General features: G+C 36.8%; 6 protein-coding genes. 1 reads left to right on the forward strand and 5 read right to left on the reverse strand.

All coding sequences use genetic code 11. From position 1 onward, the window contains the following. The first annotated feature begins 76 nt into the window (after positions 1-76). The gene (locus ACORHU_RS06795; protein WP_311517908.1) at positions 77-436 is read left to right on the forward strand and encodes a DUF3397 family protein; all 360 of its coding nucleotides are present in this window, start codon (positions 77-79) and stop codon (positions 434-436) included. A gap of 183 nt (positions 437-619) precedes the next feature. Here the strand turns inward: ACORHU_RS06795 and bgaA are convergent, their stop codons facing one another. The 5 genes from bgaA to ACORHU_RS06820 all read right to left on the reverse strand — a co-directional run bounded on the left by bgaA (position 620) and on the right by ACORHU_RS06820 (position 17,900). Next, a complete protein-coding gene (bgaA, locus tag ACORHU_RS06800; protein ID WP_434364023.1) occupies positions 620-7,783 on the reverse strand; it encodes an LPXTG-anchored adhesin/beta-galactosidase BgaA in 7,164 nt (2,387 codons plus the stop codon). Between the two features lie 403 nt (positions 7,784-8,186). Beyond that, the gene (locus ACORHU_RS06805; RefSeq protein WP_265476630.1) at positions 8,187-8,495 is read right to left on the reverse strand and encodes a hypothetical protein; all 309 of its coding nucleotides are present in this window, start codon (positions 8,493-8,495) and stop codon (positions 8,187-8,189) included. Between the two features lie 485 nt (positions 8,496-8,980). Beyond that, positions 8,981-15,553, reverse strand: coding sequence for a S8 family serine peptidase (locus ACORHU_RS06810; protein WP_434364025.1), 6,573 nt, complete (start codon positions 15,551-15,553; stop codon positions 8,981-8,983). A 741-nt stretch (positions 15,554-16,294) separates the two neighbouring features. Beyond that, a complete protein-coding gene (locus ACORHU_RS06815) occupies positions 16,295-17,080 on the reverse strand; it encodes an ABC transporter permease (RefSeq protein WP_000760717.1) in 786 nt (261 codons plus the stop codon). A 1-nt stretch (position 17,081) separates the two neighbouring features. Beyond that, positions 17,082-17,900, reverse strand: coding sequence for an ABC transporter permease (locus ACORHU_RS06820; protein ID WP_434364027.1), 819 nt, complete (start codon positions 17,898-17,900; stop codon positions 17,082-17,084). Position 17,901 lies beyond the last annotated feature (1 nt).

Consider the following 17,901-nt stretch of genomic DNA (forward strand, 5'->3'; position numbering starts at 1 on the left):
CCACAATCTCAAAAGCCTGACTTTCCTATAAATTCCTCTGTTTCTCGTTTCCATTAGCCTTTTTTTATGATACAATATGGGTATGATTTTAATGAAATTAGCATCTATTTTATTATTGATACTGACCTTAGTCGTCTGCATTATCATAACCAAACTTTTTAGATTAAAAAAACTAGGACGAAACTTTGCGGATTTGGCTTTTCCAGTTTTAATATTTGAGTATTACTTGATTACAGCTAAAACCTTTACCCATAATTTCCTCCCTAGACTGGGTCTAGCCCTCTCACTCCTAGCCATTATTCTCGTTTTTTTCTTCCTTCTGAAAAAACGTAGCTTTTACTATCCTAAATTTATCAAATTCTTCTGGCGTGCAGGATTCTTATTAACCCTTGTCATGTATATCGAGATGATTGTTGAATTGTTCTTAATGAAATAGTCAAATCCCTAGAAAGTTAAGGCCTAGGGATTTTTGCTTTCTCTACAAAATAGGATAGACAATAACACTATACAATTTTATACAAAGAGAATCCCTTAGAAACTTATATTCCAAGGGATTTATCTTCTATCTAAGACAAGAACTTCTCTCTAATTTTTAACGATAAAGAAGGTATCAAAATTTCTAGTCTTCTTTTTTACCTTTAGTGGCTACTAAGCCTGCACTCAAACCTAGAAGAGCTAAACCTGCTGCTACTGCTGCCTGTTCTGCCTCTGTTCCAGTGTTTGGCAAGTAATTCTTTTCATCTTGCTGGGCTTCAACTGAACGTGAGCTCACTTGTTTTACATCCGTTTTCTCAGTTGATACTTGTTGTTTTGTAGTTTCTTGAGATTCTGGTTTTTGAACTTCTTGATCTTGTAGCACAGACTTACTAGCTTCTTTAGGAGCTGCTTTAAGCTGTTCTTGAGGGGCTGATTTTGTATCTTTTATAGCTGTACCAACCTCTACAATACGGTCCTGAGCTATAACTTTATCATAGCTTTCTTTCTCAGTCCGCTTGCCATTTTCTACTTCAATCAAGTGAACACGGAGACCTTGTCTTCCTTCTTGAAGGATGCGAGTTTCACCTAGATATAACTTGTCAGACTTACGCTCCTGGATCTGGAAGTCAATTGTTTCTTCCTCAACCATAAGTTCTGGTCTGTTGAAAACTAGAGCATTGGATTCGTCCTCTGGAAGAGCGGTTCCTAGTTTAGTTCCGACAACGACAATACGGTTTGTTGGAGTCTGAACTATTTCACGGAATTTTTCTTCCTTACTTCCATTAGGATTTATCGCTGTGAAGATACGTTCCTTACCAACTTTTCCTTCTTGTTCTACACGAGTTTCACCTAGATACAGTGTTGAATCCTTTTTCTCAATTGTCTTGTAGGCCAAATCTTGTTCAAGAACTTCTAATTTTGGTAAATCCTCCTGTACTGCAGCAACTGTCTTCTCAGAAACTGGTTTCTCCTTAGTCAACTGTATACGGTATTCCTTGACTTGTTTTCCACTCTCTGAAACTAGGCGAACAAGTACTGGAAGGCTATCATCTCCACTATCTACAACTGTTGAAGCTACTTGATTGTTTTCTTTAACTGAGACTTTTGGACGTTGACCTTTATAGGTGATTTGATAGTTTTGACGATTTTCAGTAAAATCTGTAAGTTCTTTTCCATCTACAAGAATCTTCGATTGAGTGCTTTCTTGAGGCAATTCGCTCGGTGCAAGGAAGGTCATCTCAATCATCGCAACACCGCTCTTATCTGCTTTACGCTCCATACGCCATCTCATAGCTTTGGCTTTCACCTCTTTAAATGTCACATTAATTTCATCACCCGCTTCGATATCTTTATTCGCGTGATACGGAACAGCAATCCAATTTTCTGGATTATTAAATGGATGATCTGTTTCGTAAGCTTGGTAGTTTGAATAATAAGTTGGCACTTCAAAGTCTGGACCAATATAGCGTTCCAAAACGAGTTTAGATGGTGCATCTGTACCACTATCTGCAAAGAACTGGAGTTTGGCTTGTGCAACAGTCCGCTCTACAATCTTACCATTTTCACGGAAAATGACCCCTGTTGATACTTCTGGATTAGTGGACGGTCTTGCAGACCAGTTTGTCCAACGACGATTCTCTGAATGATCACCATCATTGAGATAGTCAACACGGTCATGAGAACTATCATCAATATCATTGGTTGCTGAGGCAAAGGCCTGATTCCCATTGTCATTATAATCAAGGTTATCTGAGAGAACCTCACCAAGTTTATCTGTCACTCTTACAGTGAACTCAGCAACGAGGTCACTACCAAGAACACGGCCTCGAACGATAAATTGACCTGCTTTTGTTAGATTTTCTGCAGGAACTTCTTCCCATTCAACTGTCAGGTCTTTTGTTTCGTAGCCGTCTTTACCTGTGAAGTATACCGGAACCTTAGTTGGCAATTCAAGTGGTTGCCCTAGTTGCAACAAGCGAGCTTGTTTAACTGCAGCAACTGGTTTACGAGAAAGTAAGTCTTTATCCTTAGTGAAGTGCAGACGGTATTCTCCTAAAATGTCGCCATTTTCAGCTTTCGCGATGACACGGACTGGTTCACCTTCACGAACACTTGGAACGATTGTAGCAAGACCATTGTCGCTAACACTTGCTGTTACTGCAGGAACTTTTCCATCTCCAGACTCAAGGTAGTAGTCTGTCAAATCAGGGTTAAAGTTTGCTAAGGCTTTGCCGTCAACTTGGATTCTTGTTTGTCCTTGTTTGGCTGGCGAAACTTGTTTGGCAAAAATCTGTACTTCTGTGATAGACGTTCCACGCTTGTTATCTGCTTTAACCATGCGAATACGAACAGCATAGGTTTCAACTTTATCAAAGCTAAAGTGGTTCATTTCTCCAGCCTTGAGTTGAGCAGGAGCTTTTAGATTTGTAACAGGTTTCCAGTTAGCTGGATCGTTAAATACATGGTCTTCATTGGCTACAAAGCTAGGGTTTTTAGGAGCTGTTGAAACAGTCTTACCAACATAATACTCTATCACATAAGATTTCGGTGCACCGACTCCATGGTCTTCGTGGAATCCGACACTTAGATTATCAACGGAGCGTTTGCTCAAGATACCTGAATCTCCAAACAGAACACCGACTGAAGCTTCTGGATTACTACGATTCCAGTTTGTCCAACGATTTGCTGGTCGGTCATTAAAGGAAATCAATTTATCGTTGACATTTGAAACAGGGTCGGTTGGATTTGAATCTGAAGCAAAGGCAAGTGGCAATTCTGAACCGGTCCATTGGTCAGAAATATTTGCACCTTGCTCAGTTTGAGCAGATACGCGAACATGAAGTTTAGTTGTTAATTGAGTACCTTCTAAGCGACCATTAACTGTAAAGACACCTTCCTTAGCGTATTGCTCAGGTTGAATCACGTCCCATGTAACCTTAGCTGATGAAACATGACCATTTGAATCATAAGTTCGAACACTTTCTGGTAATTGTGGCGCTTCTGCAATCGGTGTTGTCACACTAACTTCTTCAACTGAAACGATGCCTTCTACAGATACTTTAGCACGCGCTTCCAGGTCAATTCCTTCAACTTTACCTAACACCTCAAAGGTTTGATAGTGGTCTAGTTTTTCTTTCGGAATAGCTTGCCAAGTTACTTTGTGAGCTTTAGGGAAACCTTTGTCATACTCAACCGTTACTGTTGACGGAAGAGTAGGTTCTTGGTGCAAGTCTGTCACTACATTTATTGGACGGATGGATTTCGCAATCTTCTTCTCAGTATTGGCTTGAATAGTGAGACTAACCTGGCCTTCAGCACCCTCATATACAGCTTTGAGAGCGACTACTCCTGGTCTATGAAGTTCAAGCATTCCCTTACGGACTGCAACTTCCCCTTCACCACTTGTAGAGAAGGTCACCTTATCAGCTGGTAATACAGCTTGCGTTCCGTCTTGATAGTGAGCATGAACAGACAATTTCACTGTTTGATCTTCTTTAAGGCCGTCAGCTTGCTCCACTTGCAAGCTCAAATGGTCAATTTTTGGTGCTTCTTCTAGGAATTGGATTGCATAGGTTTGAAGAGGGCCACCATCTTTTGACTGAACAAAGATACTTGCGCGCATACCGTTTGCTGCACTTGCTTGAAGGACTGTAACATCAGCATTTTCAGCACTTGCTGAGACTTCTGGCAATTTTGATCCATAAGCTAGAATACGATATTGCATTGGATGGTGACTAGTAAGCCCTGTCACAGCTTCACCACCAACAGTTACAGTTGGCACTGCAGGTGCTGCAACATTTCCTTCTTCTACCACAAGGGTTGCATGAATAGTTTCTCCAGCTAACTGACCAGTCATTTGAATACGTGATCCTGGGACTGAAAGTTTGGCTTTATCTGCTTCTGCAATCTCCCAGCTATCTACTTCATACTCTTGTACACTTCCATCGGTTACAAGTATTGACACATATTTATCTACAGTGTTCAAGTTAGCTCCAGGAGCAACACGTTTAACTGTTGGTAGTTCTTTCGCAATTGCTAGAACCTCGACACGCGCCTCTACCTCACGTCCATTTGCTGTACCTTTAGCAGTCACAACTCCTGCTTGACTAACATCGACTTGAGACCAAGTTACTGGATGTTTTTCACGACTACCATCGCTGTATACAAAACCTACCGTCTTCGGCATTTTTGGATCTTTTCCTAGCAATGTACGAACTTTTGCTACTTCTGTACCCAAAACAGTCTTTTCTTGTCCTTCTTTTTTACCAGTAAAGACAGTCACTTGGTCAGATTTCAAGAGATCAGAATGAGCAGTAAGGGTGAATTTTCCTGCTTGCTCGGTCGATTTTACAATGGCAACACCTTTACCATTAAAGGCTTTACGAATCCATGAACCATCGGCTTGCTCTTTGAAACGTTCACGGCTGGCTTGTTCTCCGTTATCGACACCAACAAGCTGACCTTGACCATGCAATTGGAAACGAACCATATTATTAGCAGTTGGAACTAGATGTCCTTTGCTGTCTACAATCTCATAATAGATATAAGTCAAATCTTTACCATCTGCCGCGATTGCTTGTTCTTCTTTGATGAGACGAACAGCTGCTGGTTTGCCAGCAGTTGTGATCTTGTCTCGAGCAATTTCCTTGCCAGATTCATCACGAGCTATTGCTTCCAAGGTACCTGGCTTATAAGCAACTTTCCATTCAAGATAAAGTTCATTAGCATTAGCACCTTCTTGGTAAGTTCGTCCATCGCTAGTTTGTTTTTTAGTAAAGGTCTTCTGTCCTAGGGATTCACCATTCAACAATAGCTCCACACTTGCAGCGTTAGAGTAGGCACGAACTGGAATTTTACCATCTGCATCAGCTACATTATCTTTTAGAGTTGGGTCCTCCCAGTTCCAGTGAGGAAGTAGGTGAACCATCGGTTTTTTCTGAGCAGATACCCATTGACTCTGGTAAAGATAGAAATCATTTTTTGGAATACCAGCAGTATCTACAATACCAAAATAAGAACTTTTGACTGGTGTATGATTTTGATTGTGCCATGGCGTAGGCTCACCAATATAGTCAGTACCAGTCCAAATAAACTGTCCAGCATAGCCAGCATTGTCACGGTCAAAAGTCCATGAAGCTGTTGCTGTTTTACCCCAACCAACACGATCATTTCCATAATCAGACTGCTCATAGTTACGATAGTCTTGATTACTGTGTACCAATTCACGCTCTGGACGATAATAACTTCCACGAGTACGAGTAGCTGAGGAGGTCTCTGAACCATAAATCAACCACTTTGGATGCTTAGCTCTAAGAACTTTGTAGTTATCTTCTGAGTAGTTAAATCCAACCGCATCCAGTTCATCAGCAATTTTCTCATGCCCACCGCTACCATTACCAAAACGGAACTTATCAGCCCCCATAGTCACATAACGAGTCTTATCAACATCCTTGATTACTTTAACCAAACGTTTAACAGTAGCTAGAGAATGAGGATCGCCATTAGCTTCTCCAATCTCATTTCCTATAGACCACATAAAGACAGCTGGGTTATTTTTGTCTCTTTCTACCATGGTACGTAGATCGTAATCTGACCATTTTTCCCCTTTTTTAGCTTCAGGGTGAGTTGCATCTTTTTCAAAGAAACGACCATAGTCGTATGGTTTCTTACCTCCATACCAAGTATCAAAAGCTTCTTCCTGAACCAATAAACCAAGTTCAGCTGCAATCTGTAGTGTTTGAGGACTTGCTGGATTGTGGGTTGTACGAATTGAATTCACTCCCATCTCCTTCATCTGTTTCAGACGGCGATATTCAGCCTTGTAGTTCTCCTCCGCACCCAATGCTCCATGATCGTGGTGCAATGAAACTCCATGGAACTTGATGTGTTCACCGTTCAAAGAGAATCCTTGGTCTGGAGTCCAGTTATAGTAACGATAACCAAATAAATCTTTCTTAGCATCTACAAGCTGACCATCTTTGTAAACACGAGTCACCATCTCATATAAAGCAGGTTTATCAGATGACACTGTCCACAATTTAGGTTTTTCAACCTCTAATGCTGATTCCAAATGAATTGTTTCTCTAGCTTTTAGAATCTTACTCTCAGTTCGAACAAGTTCTGTAACTGCCTGACCGCCCCGTTCAAAAATTTGATACTCTGCTACGAGCTCATGATCCTTATCATCTGTATTAACGATTTTACTGCTCACATGAGTTTCAACCTTGCCATTTTGTTGGTGTTCAAGTTTTGGGGTTAAGATAGTTGTACCATTTTTCTCAACATGAACCTTATCTGTCACTTGCAAGCTCACATCACGATAGATACCACTTCCTGAATACCAACGACTACTTGGCTGTTTGTTTACTGCATGAACAGAAATAACATTTTCTCTTCCATCCTTATAAAGATAATTGGTAATGTCATATGAAAATTGATTGTAACCATTTGGATAGTGACCAACTAATTGACCATTAACAAATACTTGAGAATCCATGTAAACCCCATCAAAGGTCACACGGACATCTTTATTTAAATCTTTTTCGTCTAACTTAAAAGTTTTACGATACCATCCATCTCCACCATTCAGTTGGCCTCCTTCATTTTGAGATGGTGAATCATGATCAAAATCAAAATGAATACTCCAATCATGAGGAAGATCCATTTTTTTCCAAGAAGATATATCTGCATCTGGTTTAACAGCTTCTTTAGCATTGGCATTTAGTTTAAAGTGCCAATTTTGATTGAAAGAAAGGTTTCTATCTTCAATTAACTTATCAACAACTTCATTTGTAGCAGATTTGAATTCCTTCTTATCTTTTGAAATAGAAGGATCTTGTGATTCTGCTTTATTTGTTTCTTCAGATTTGTGTTTTTCCTCAGATTTATTTCTTTCCTCAAATACCTTCGTTTCCTCTATCCTACTTTTCACTTCAGTCTTACCTTCTTCTAAAGGAAACTCTGTATTATCAGCAACTGTAGCTGGGGACTGATCTGCATGAGCTGGATCAGAAACACCTACAATATCTGCATTATCCTTAAGAGATACATTATCCATTTGTTCACTTGCTTTTTCTGAAGCTATCACTTCAGATGTATGTCCGCTCTCTCCTTGATTTTCAGAATCATCATTCTGCCTACTTATTGAAATCAGTTCATTAGTATTTTCATTCGCATAAGCAGAAGAAGCTAGACTAAGGCTTGATCCTAATAACATCATACAGCTGCCTATGAGTACTGAGCAAGCACCGACTGAAAATTTTCGAATACTATAAACTCTCTTTTTGTTCCAATTACCTTTTTGCATGTAACCCTCCTTATCAGTAACCGCTTTCATTTTCTCTAAAAGCAAGCTCCTTATTATAATTATCTTATAATACAATTTTATAAACAATAAAAAATTTGTCAACCTTATACAAATAAAAACAATATTTTTGATTGTTTTTTATAAAAATTAGAGAATTTCCAGAGAGAATCGGAGTTTTTATTATGATAGTTATTATATTATACTTTTTATTGGAATTTTAAAATGGAATAGCTTTTTACTATCTCAAACAAAAAAAATTTATTTTATCTTAGCCTAATTTAAAATCAAAAAAGTAAGCTAGAAATAATCTGTTACCACCAAAAATTCTTTCTTACATTTTTAGACATAGAAAAAGATCCAACAAGTATTTCAGTTAGATCCTGACTTTATTCACTCTTCCTTCTTATTTTCCTTCTTTATCCGGAAATAGATAACCAATACCTACACAAGCTAGGACGCCTGCACCAATTACTAGACCACTTGAAATTGGCAAAAGGTTCAAAATTGCATTTGCGATGATGAAGGCAATAATCAAACACATCAGACTAGCCTTGTAGTCCTTTTTCAAAAGATTCTCTAGAGTGAAAAAGAGAAACAGGCCTACCGGAATCAGGGACCATAGGTTGACATCCAAACTTGGCCAGCCAACAGAACCAAAATACACTACTGTCGCTGCTCCTATTAAAAATACAATCCCCAATAATTTTTTCATTTGTTTATCTCCAATTTCGTTTTTAGGAACTTGAGTTATCTGATATTGATACCTCACGTCCCTTACACAAATCATTATAGCAGAGGTAAGTTTCAAGAACAAGTTCTTTTGCCTATCTGGTCTCTATCTCGGTCTAAGTGGTTGAAGAGTTAAAAGAAAGAGGCTGAGGGAAAAACTACCTTCCAAATAAAAAGGAATTAAGCAACCAAACGCTACTTAATTCCTTGAAATTATCTCATCACCTCTATTAGCCTTTAAATTTTGATAGACTCTATTTGCTAATCAATATTGTCAATATTAACCCTTTCAATCAATTCATTAGTTTTCTAAACTAAGTCCATTAATAAATCCAAAAAGAGTATCAATAGTAAAGTAAACTAAATAATTGAGTTATAAATGGCTATTTTCACAAAATTGTTTCATCACCACACTATCTCATCTCAGTACACAAATCATTTTGCTATATCTTTTCTATAGCTTTGGTCTTAATCTTGATCTTTTTTCTTCAATCCAAGAAATGCACCTACGGTAAACATTATTCCAGCAATGAATGGTGTAAAACCTTCTCTAACTGTTCCGGTTTTTGGCAATCTATCAGAATTGTTAGTATCCAATTTACTATCGATATTGGTATGTTTATTAGCTATATTCTCTGGTTCATTAAGATAAACTTCTTTCTTATTTTCAAAGTTTTTATCATTTTTATCAGGAACTGTAGCTGTAACATCCTTAGTTGAATCAGATCTTTGACTTTCATCTAATTGACTATAATTTACTTGTACAGGAACTGTAGTTTTGACATCTTTAGTTGAATCAGATTTGTGTGAATGATTTTCTCTTTGTAAGTCTTCTTTTCTGTGACTTTCATCTAATTGATTATGATTTGCTTGCACCTTATCTTTCTTTTTGGATACATCAAAAGTAGGTTTATTCTCCTCTTCTTTTTTCTCCTCTATTTTCTTGAATACAGGTTTTATAAGGGTATCTTTTGACACATTAATAACATAACCAGCATCTTTTTTCCCTTCGACACCAGAAATTTCCCAGCCATCAAATTGATAGCCTTTTTCTAATTCCCCCTTATAGACAGGTAAAATGAAATCTTCTTCCGACACTATCTTAGAACTCATTTCTTTTCCATTTTGAATGGTCACAGTCACCGTATGAGGTTTTAATTCGCTTACCTCTCCCGTATCTTTGTTTAAAATGAATTCTTTTACGGTCGTATTTCTTGCAAAATCTTTTACAACAATCTTAATGTTTAGTGTCTTATCTGTTAGTTGTTTAATATCATCAAATGATTTGTATTCTTTTCCATTTACATAAATATGTTTGTCTTGAATCTCACCATCGAACCCATTATTTCTTTTATCATTGATGTTAAAGACAACAGATTTTCCGTCAGCATATTCAATACTAGTATTTCCCTTAGGATCAATGTTTACTTCTGGTTTAACATTATCATATAAAAATTGATAGTGTACTCCAACCGCTTTCGCATTCAAATCGCTATAGCCAGTTTGAAGATAAACATTTCCATCCATATCTGTTACCTTATCTGGGAATCCGTTTGCTTTATAGTCTTTCATTCCCCAGTCCATGATGTCACCGTCTTTAACATTAAGCTTAATGTTAAAATCTCTAGTGTTATCAATGTGTAAATCTCCGTAGATTAAATAATTATCTACAACCGATTCATTAACTCTCAACTCCCAGTTAAAACCACCCTTATCAGAAATCTTACCTCTTAAATAGAATTCTGGATTTCGTACATAGATTTTATTAGATTTAGATGGATTAAAGTAGTTCTTGTCCATTGAAAGGTTTACTGGTTTTGCATCAATAAATAACGTAGAGCCATCTTCTTTTATAGCTTCTACATTGGACTTATCCTCTCCAGTGTACTCTTTATCATCTTTACCAAATAATACAAGTTTAGAAGAATCTGTTACAAGATTTCCATCTTTATCGATTGCCTCCCCTTTATCGTTCATTTTAAATCTAAACACTTGATACCTTACAATGTTAAAGCCGTCCAAAGCCGACATTAATACGGATTGAGTACTTCTTCCATCTTCAACATTTCTACTATCAGCATAAATTATTTTTTCTGATAAGACTCTTAGATTAGGATTGGCCTTTTGGATTTTTGCTATATCTTCCTGGCTATAGACTCCATTTCCTTCTAACATATCCGTTTTTCCAGGATTATAGGTAGTCACTTTTAGTGCATAGCCTTTTCTTAGAATGATGTTATCTTTTAACAGATATTGTTGTTTTTCTGAATCAGCATAGATTTTACCAGATTCCATGTCCGTTAAATTGTTTGGTTTGTTTTTTGAAAGATCTCCTTCTCCTAATTCTATTACATTCCCATAACTTGATGCATAGGGATATTCTGTCTTAGTTTCCTTATTTTTTTCAGGCATTCTAATTTTAGTTTCAGCTTTTATCTGATCATCATCTTTCACAAAGAATCTCATATCTCCTGAAAAAGCTAATCCATCCACAATATCATTAATATTAGCGTATAAATCAAATGTCATCGTTTTTGAGTGGGAATCATACTTGGTCGTTTTGATTTCTATCGATTTATATTTATTACCATAATATACCTTGGCATTTTTAGAAACATTACTTATCTTTCCAAGAATTTCAAAGTGTCCATCTTTAGACGGGCTTAGAACACCATAAATTTTTGATTTGATTTCGTCAAGTTTTTCAGTTTCATATTCTAAGACACTACCATCGTCATAAGCAATGATATTTCCCTTATCATCGTATTTATAATCGTATTCTTCTGTCCTCTTACCAGTTTCACTTGTAAAGTCATCAACTTCTCTAAATTTCTTTTTAATGAGTTTCTTCAAGTCTTTACTTTCAAACTCTCTAATTGTTGAAATCGTTTTATGAATAGTCAAGCTAGATTTTTCTTCGATAGATTCTTCATTTTCTTGATGATGTTCTACTTCAGTTGTATCTTTTTTAAGACTATCCTCTTTTCTATTTTCTAAATTTTTAAATTTAGATTCGGCAATCTCGCCAAGTTTTTGGTATTTAGATGAATCTTGATCAGGATCTACTAGATAATAGGAAATCATCCCCTTTTCATCAGCATGATCAGCAAATTTAATTCTATGAATCTTTGTGAAATTGCTAGAGCCATCTAGTGCAATGACTTCAATGATTTTTCCTCTTAAATCTCCTGCACCATTAATTTCATAAATGGTATTTCCGTCTTTGTCAAGTTTCCTATTTCTTCCTTGACCCTCACCTGCATAAGTTACTTCAAGATTTTTCTCAACTTCTCCATCTTCATTAACCAGAGCGGCGCCGGCATACCAAACTTCGTTTGCAATCTCGTCAAATTTTTCAGGATGTTCTTTCTGATCTCTCGCAAATAGGGTTTCATTCTTGTATTGATCTTTTACCTTGTGATAAGTATCCTTTGTAATCAACTTAATTTTTTCAGGGTTTGAAAAATCAATTGAAACAATCTTAGGAGCTGTGTTATCAATTTTTACAGGAATATAGGAAACCTGCCATGGGTAATCTTTAGTTAATCTATATTTAAATTTATAGAAATATTGACCTTCCGCAATCGGTTCAAATTGACCTCTTATCCTAGTAGCTGGATCTTTGGTATCCTTGCTTTCTGGTGCATTTTCTTCTTTCCCTCTAGGATTATAGATGAGTCCATCCCATTTCAAGTCGCCCCAAACTTTTAGCTTAGAAGATTTGATTCCCTTTGCATCATTTCTTTTAGAGTTTAAAATTCCTTTAACAAAGTGTTCTCTCGAAATGACTTTTAAGTCTCTTTGATTTTCTCCCTCTTTATTTGTATTTACTATTGAAATCATTCCTTCTTCTGCACTTCTTAATACAAGTGGAGAAGGTGTTAATCCTCTCTCAAGTTGAGCATCTTGAGGATTTCCATTTGAATCTAAAGGATAAATTTTAGCAATATTAGAACCACTTGATGATGGTGCGTTGATCCCTTCGTTATTGAAAGCAAATAATTCTGGATTTTGATCTAGTGATGTTGTATTTTTATCTTTTCTATTTTGTATAACTCCTGCTGGATTAAATTTATCTATACCATGTTCTCCACCAATTCCCTTATTTAAGGTTCCTGGAATTTTTGGTTTACCATCATCATCATAACCTTCCATTGTTTTTGATTTTGAACCTTCTTCCCAGGCCCATTTATCAAGGATTGGTTCTTTGTTCCAATCCCCAGCAAATCCCATTAGAGGCATTGATAAAGAAGGTTGGAAATTTGTTTTCTTCCCATTGGAGTTTAGAGCTTCCATTTCTTCCACTGACTCAAAATGAATAAATGATTCTACGAATTTATTTTTGTTTTTTGCTTCCCCAACGTTTATAACCGCATTTAAATCAAAGCTAGAATTTGCTCCTATGGTAAAAGTATCATGCTCAAATGTGATATTTGCTCCTTTGACTTTTTCTGGGTGGATTTCTGGAACAATTTGCTTCCCATCTGGAGATTTTTCGTCTTTATATGTTTCATCCAGTTTTAGTCTATCAGTTAGAGCATCTGTAGTTATCGCTGATGCTGAAACTTTAAAGGTTAAAGGTCTGTTTGATGTATTGTGAAGCTTAATTGTAAAGTATTTTTTATCTCCTTTTATTTCTTTAAGAGAAATAGAACCATAAGAGTTTACCAAACCTTTAGAATCCGTGTTTTTAAAAGTAGCTACAACTTCATTTCTCAAAGCATTGGCCACATTAATTAGCCCTGCTCCCTGTTGTCTAGGTGATGCAAAGTATTGGCTTTTTTCTTTCCAAGAAGTCGCATCCATCATAGGCCGTGCAGTATTTTGTAGGGCTATTTTTGTAAGACTTGTAAGGTCTATTTTGTCATCTCCCTTAAGATTTTTCAAGGCAGGTCTTTCAAGCATTTCCTTTAACTTTGGTCTAATCAAAACAGTAGAAGCTGCCACGATTGGAGTTGCCATACTAGTCCCTGACATATAACCATAAGTTGATTTCCCATTAATGACATTGAGAGTGGATTTAATGTTTTTACCTGGTGCTGAGACATCAGGTTTTAAAAGTAAATCTGTTCTCGGTCCCCAAGATGTGGATCCTGCTGGAACTATGACATCTTCTTTATACAATTCTTTGTCTGTGTCAGGTGCAAACTTAAAGTCAATCTCTTTTTCGTCACCTACATTCGGTTTATTAGAATTATAGCTGGCCATATCAATTGGATAGTATTGCTCCAATTTATCTTTGAAATCTTCCTTACTATTTCTTTTAACCTCAGTTTTTTTATCAGGATTAATCATGTTCCATAGCTTTACACCATCATCTCCTGAAATTGAAAATACTTGACTTTTAGTCCCTTCATCCGCTTCATATCCCATGGCTGGAAGCTCTGTCCAATTATCTCTATTGTAGTAATTGACAGTATTTACAACCATAATGGCGCGTGCGCCCTTATCCGTTGCTCTTTTAAAAGCATCTTTTAAATCCTTGGTATAAATTCGATCCATTACTGCAATTTTGCCCTTAAGATCCAATCCTATCAAATCTTTGTCTTGACCTTTGCCTATATATACAAAGTTTAATTTACTAGGAGCTTTTGAACCGTCTTCATTTGTTGTGATTTTATTCTTATCGAAAAAGGCCCCTATATTTCTGTATTTAAAATTTTCTCCACCTATGTTGACTTTATCAAACTCAACTGTCTGATTTTTAGCAGAAGCGACCGCTATCGCATCTTCATGTGCTGCAGTTCGCGTTACATTTCCAGTATCTGTCATTTTCAGATTATTATTTGCCACTAAATCCCATGAAGAACTTGAAGCAGAAGTCGCATAGTTACCCGTAGCTACAACCATTGGAATGCCTGCTTTTCTTAACGCTCTAATAGCTTCCCAATATTTCTCACCTACAAGACCTGTTCCTGTAAAGCCTGATGATACCGAAACAACATCGACATTGTGTTTGATCGAATCTTCAATAGCATGAAACATTGTTTCATCTCCTGCGAAGCCAGATCCTGCGTCAGAGTACATTTTATAAGAGAAGATCTGTGCATTAGGAGCAATTCCATCTATTCCGTTAAAGTTTTTAATATCTTTTTCAGTATCATTTCCCGCAAGAATCCCTGCAATATGCATTCCATGTGGATCAAAATAATCGCTTCCATCATCAGCTTTTTCTACAGTAATTTTACCACCATTATAATAATTGAAAGCATGAGGGATTTTATCACTCAACCAGAAATTTTTATCAGTACCTTTTAAGTCTTCTTTTTTGAATTTCATTGAGCCTTTAGCATCATCATCAATCCTCATGGCCTTATGCCTATAATCTGTCCCGGTATCGATATTTGAAATGACCATACCTCTACCATCAAAATTTTTACCAAATGGAGCATTGATAGATTTTAGGTAATCAATTGCCTCTTCAACTCCAATTTCCTTCCTAGCATGATTCATCATTGGCTGGACTTTTTGTGATCGTTCAACCGATGAGATACCTTCTATTAGTTTAATTTTGTCCAGATTATCTGGAGTTGTTTCTATTGCAACACCATTAAAAACCGTATCATAAGTATATAAAACTTTTGTATCCTTAAGATTGGATAATTCCTTGATTGCTTTTTCTCCAGATTCTTTATCTTTAAATTCAGCAATATAGACAAGTTTATCCTCTTTTTGGGGACTTTCTGGGTCTTTACTTGCAGACGAGTCCACTTTATCTTCTTTGGATTGATTGGAATCTTCTTTGATTGTTGCTTCTTCATTGCTAGTTTTGTTATCTATCACAGATTCTTTACTAACAACTTCTTTTTCCTCAATAACCGTTGTTTTCTTCTCTTCAGTATCCTTTGAAGTTTCTATAGCATTATGAATATCTTCAAGTTTTTCTTTGTTTTCTTTTTGTTTATCTACTACTTTTTCTTTATCAGAGATAGTTAAAGCATCTTCAGAGCTAGATGTGTCTGCTAAAACTACCTCATTAGGGACATATGCTGCTAAAATAACTGCAGCTGTGGTTAGTGACAATACTGTACTTTTTTTCATTTTAATTCCTTACATATTTATTTAAATTCCAATAGATAAAAACTTTAACTTTGCTAGCCTTTGTTATAAACAGTTTTACTAAGTATTATCTAGGAAATAGAGTAGTACATTTATATATAATTGTTAGCTCTCTGAAAAATAGTATATCAATTAAAAAAATTTAAGTCAAGAAAAATTAAGGTCTATTAATTTTATTTTTAACATATGTTAAAAATAATAAAAAGTTTCGTACTTAACGGGGATACATTATAAGCACACTCACACCATCAAAAATAGTAGCAATCAAGTTGAACCACTACTAGAATCACAAAAACAGACATGATTGATGCAATAACAATACTATTAAACAAAGTAAATAACCGATAAGAACTAGACTTAACGGTTATTTTCTACATATCAAAATTTTCAAATCCTCAGTCATATCTTCACCTGTGACCTAGGCTTTACGAGCGTCTTGCTCTAGCAACTAATACTCAACGAAAATCAAAGAACAAACTAGGAAACTAGTCGCAGGTTGCTAAAAGCACTGCTTTTAGGTTGTAGATAGAACTGACGAAGTCAGCTCAAAACACTGTTTTGAGGTTGCAGATGGAAGCTGACGTGGTTTGAAGAGACTTTCGAAGAGTATAAGTCAAATCGGTGATTACGCTTACAATATAGCACTCTGAGAATAAATGTCAGAGAATTTTTATCTCTATTAGAAAAAGCCTGTCCTGAGACAAGGCTTTGATATTCTATTATTTACGAACCCGCACTTTCGTAGGCATCTAAGCCCCTATCCCAAAGTTTCAGGGAAATGACAAAGAAGATCAGGGAAATCAACATCAAACCTCCGATGTTAAAGATTACATCCTTGTCCTGCAAGAAATAGCTGGCAGGATAGTAAGCCGTAAAGGCAAAAGGCACGATAAAGCTAATCAACCAACGAAGAGCTGAATTGTAAATGGAAATCGGGTACTTGGCAAAATCATTAAACATATAAAAAATGTAAATCATAGCCCCTGACTGCTTGGTCCAAAAAGCGATGCTGGCTGTCGCAATTTTCAAGGAAGTATAAATCAAGGTCGCAAAAGGAATGCAGACTAGGAAAAGCAAGAATTTTGGAAGAGTCCAGGCAATGCTAGCCACCGTTGTCGCTAGTAAAATTCCACCGACCAATAGTTCGCCCAAGGCATCAATCTGAAAGGTCTCGACTAGGATGTGGAAGAGGGGATTGATAGGACGCGTCAGGTACTTATCAAATTCTCCTTTTCGCACCAAGCGCTGTCCCAGAGCCCAAAGATTGTCAAAAAAGAGATGGTCAAAGCCCTTAGGAATCAAGGAAAATCCATAAATAAAGGCAATTTCTTGAAAGGTCCAACCTTCTAGGGATGGAATATGTTGAAAGATGACATTGAGAAATAAGAGGTTCAGGCCTTGAGTCAGAAAGACTCCCAAGACACCAACCACAAAATCCACCTTGTATTCCATGATTTGCTTGATGTATTGTCTGATAAAAATCAGATGCATGCGTTGATATTTTTTCATACTAACCTCCTTGAATGGTGATAAAGGACTGGACTCGTTTCCAAATCAACTGAGACAAGCCCACCATCACTAAGAGCCAGAAAAACTGCAAAGCGAGTGCTTGAAGCATCTGATTGGTATCGTATTTCCCAACGATAATCATGACCGGAGTGTAAATCAAGGATGAAAAAGGCAGGAAGGACAGAATATCTGCAACAACCTTTGGAAAGAAAACCAAAGGAATCAAACTTCCAGACATAAAAGCCACTATGGAAGTTTTGAGGAGATTGGAACCCCATAGATTTTTAAACACAAAGGCTGAAAAACCAAAACAGATATTAAAGAAAAAGTTAATCAGATAGGCCAGCGTTAAGCTAAAAAGATAAAGGACAGTTAATCCCAGCACTTCTACAATACCTTGCCCAGCTAAGATTTTCATCAAAACAATGACGCTTAAAAATGGCAGGCCAACAGAGATAAAAATCAACCACTTGGAACCAAGCTCAGTGAAAAGATAGGAGGCTGCAAAATGCACTGGTCTCAACAATCGCATGATAATGGAACCATCCTTGACCTCCTCCCCAATCATAAAGGAGCTATCTGACCTAGTCAGAAGATTGGTCACAAAACTCATGATGATGTAGAGGGTGATATCTGCCATACTGAAGCCCTGAATCAAAGACTCTTGTGAGGAATCAAAGACTGCCTTCCAGAGATAAAAGGCCACAAAAGCCCCCATGACATCGCCAATCCGATAGAGAATAAAGTTGACTCGGTAGGTGATCAACTCCTGAACACCTGCATTGATAAAGGGTTTATAACGTCTCCACAATTTGACCATC

This window comes from Streptococcus sp. KHUD_015, assembly GCF_051106265.1.
GTDB lineage: Bacteria > Bacillota > Bacilli > Lactobacillales > Streptococcaceae > Streptococcus.

Coding starts and splice junctions, on each gene's coding strand:
- ACORHU_RS06805 (WP_265476630.1), bottom strand. CDS start 8,495: ATGAAAAAATTATTGGGGATTGTATTTTTAATAGGAGCAGCGACAGTA.
- ACORHU_RS06795 (WP_311517908.1), top strand. CDS start 77: ATGGGTATGATTTTAATGAAATTAGCATCTATTTTATTATTGATACTG.
- ACORHU_RS06815 (WP_000760717.1), bottom strand. CDS start 17,080: ATGAAAAAATATCAACGCATGCATCTGATTTTTATCAGACAATACATC.
- ACORHU_RS06810 (WP_434364025.1), bottom strand. CDS start 15,553: ATGAAAAAAAGTACAGTATTGTCACTAACCACAGCTGCAGTTATTTTA.
- bgaA (WP_434364023.1), bottom strand. CDS start 7,783: ATGCAAAAAGGTAATTGGAACAAAAAGAGAGTTTATAGTATTCGAAAA.
- ACORHU_RS06820 (WP_434364027.1), bottom strand. CDS start 17,900: ATGGTCAAATTGTGGAGACGTTATAAACCCTTTATCAATGCAGGTGTT.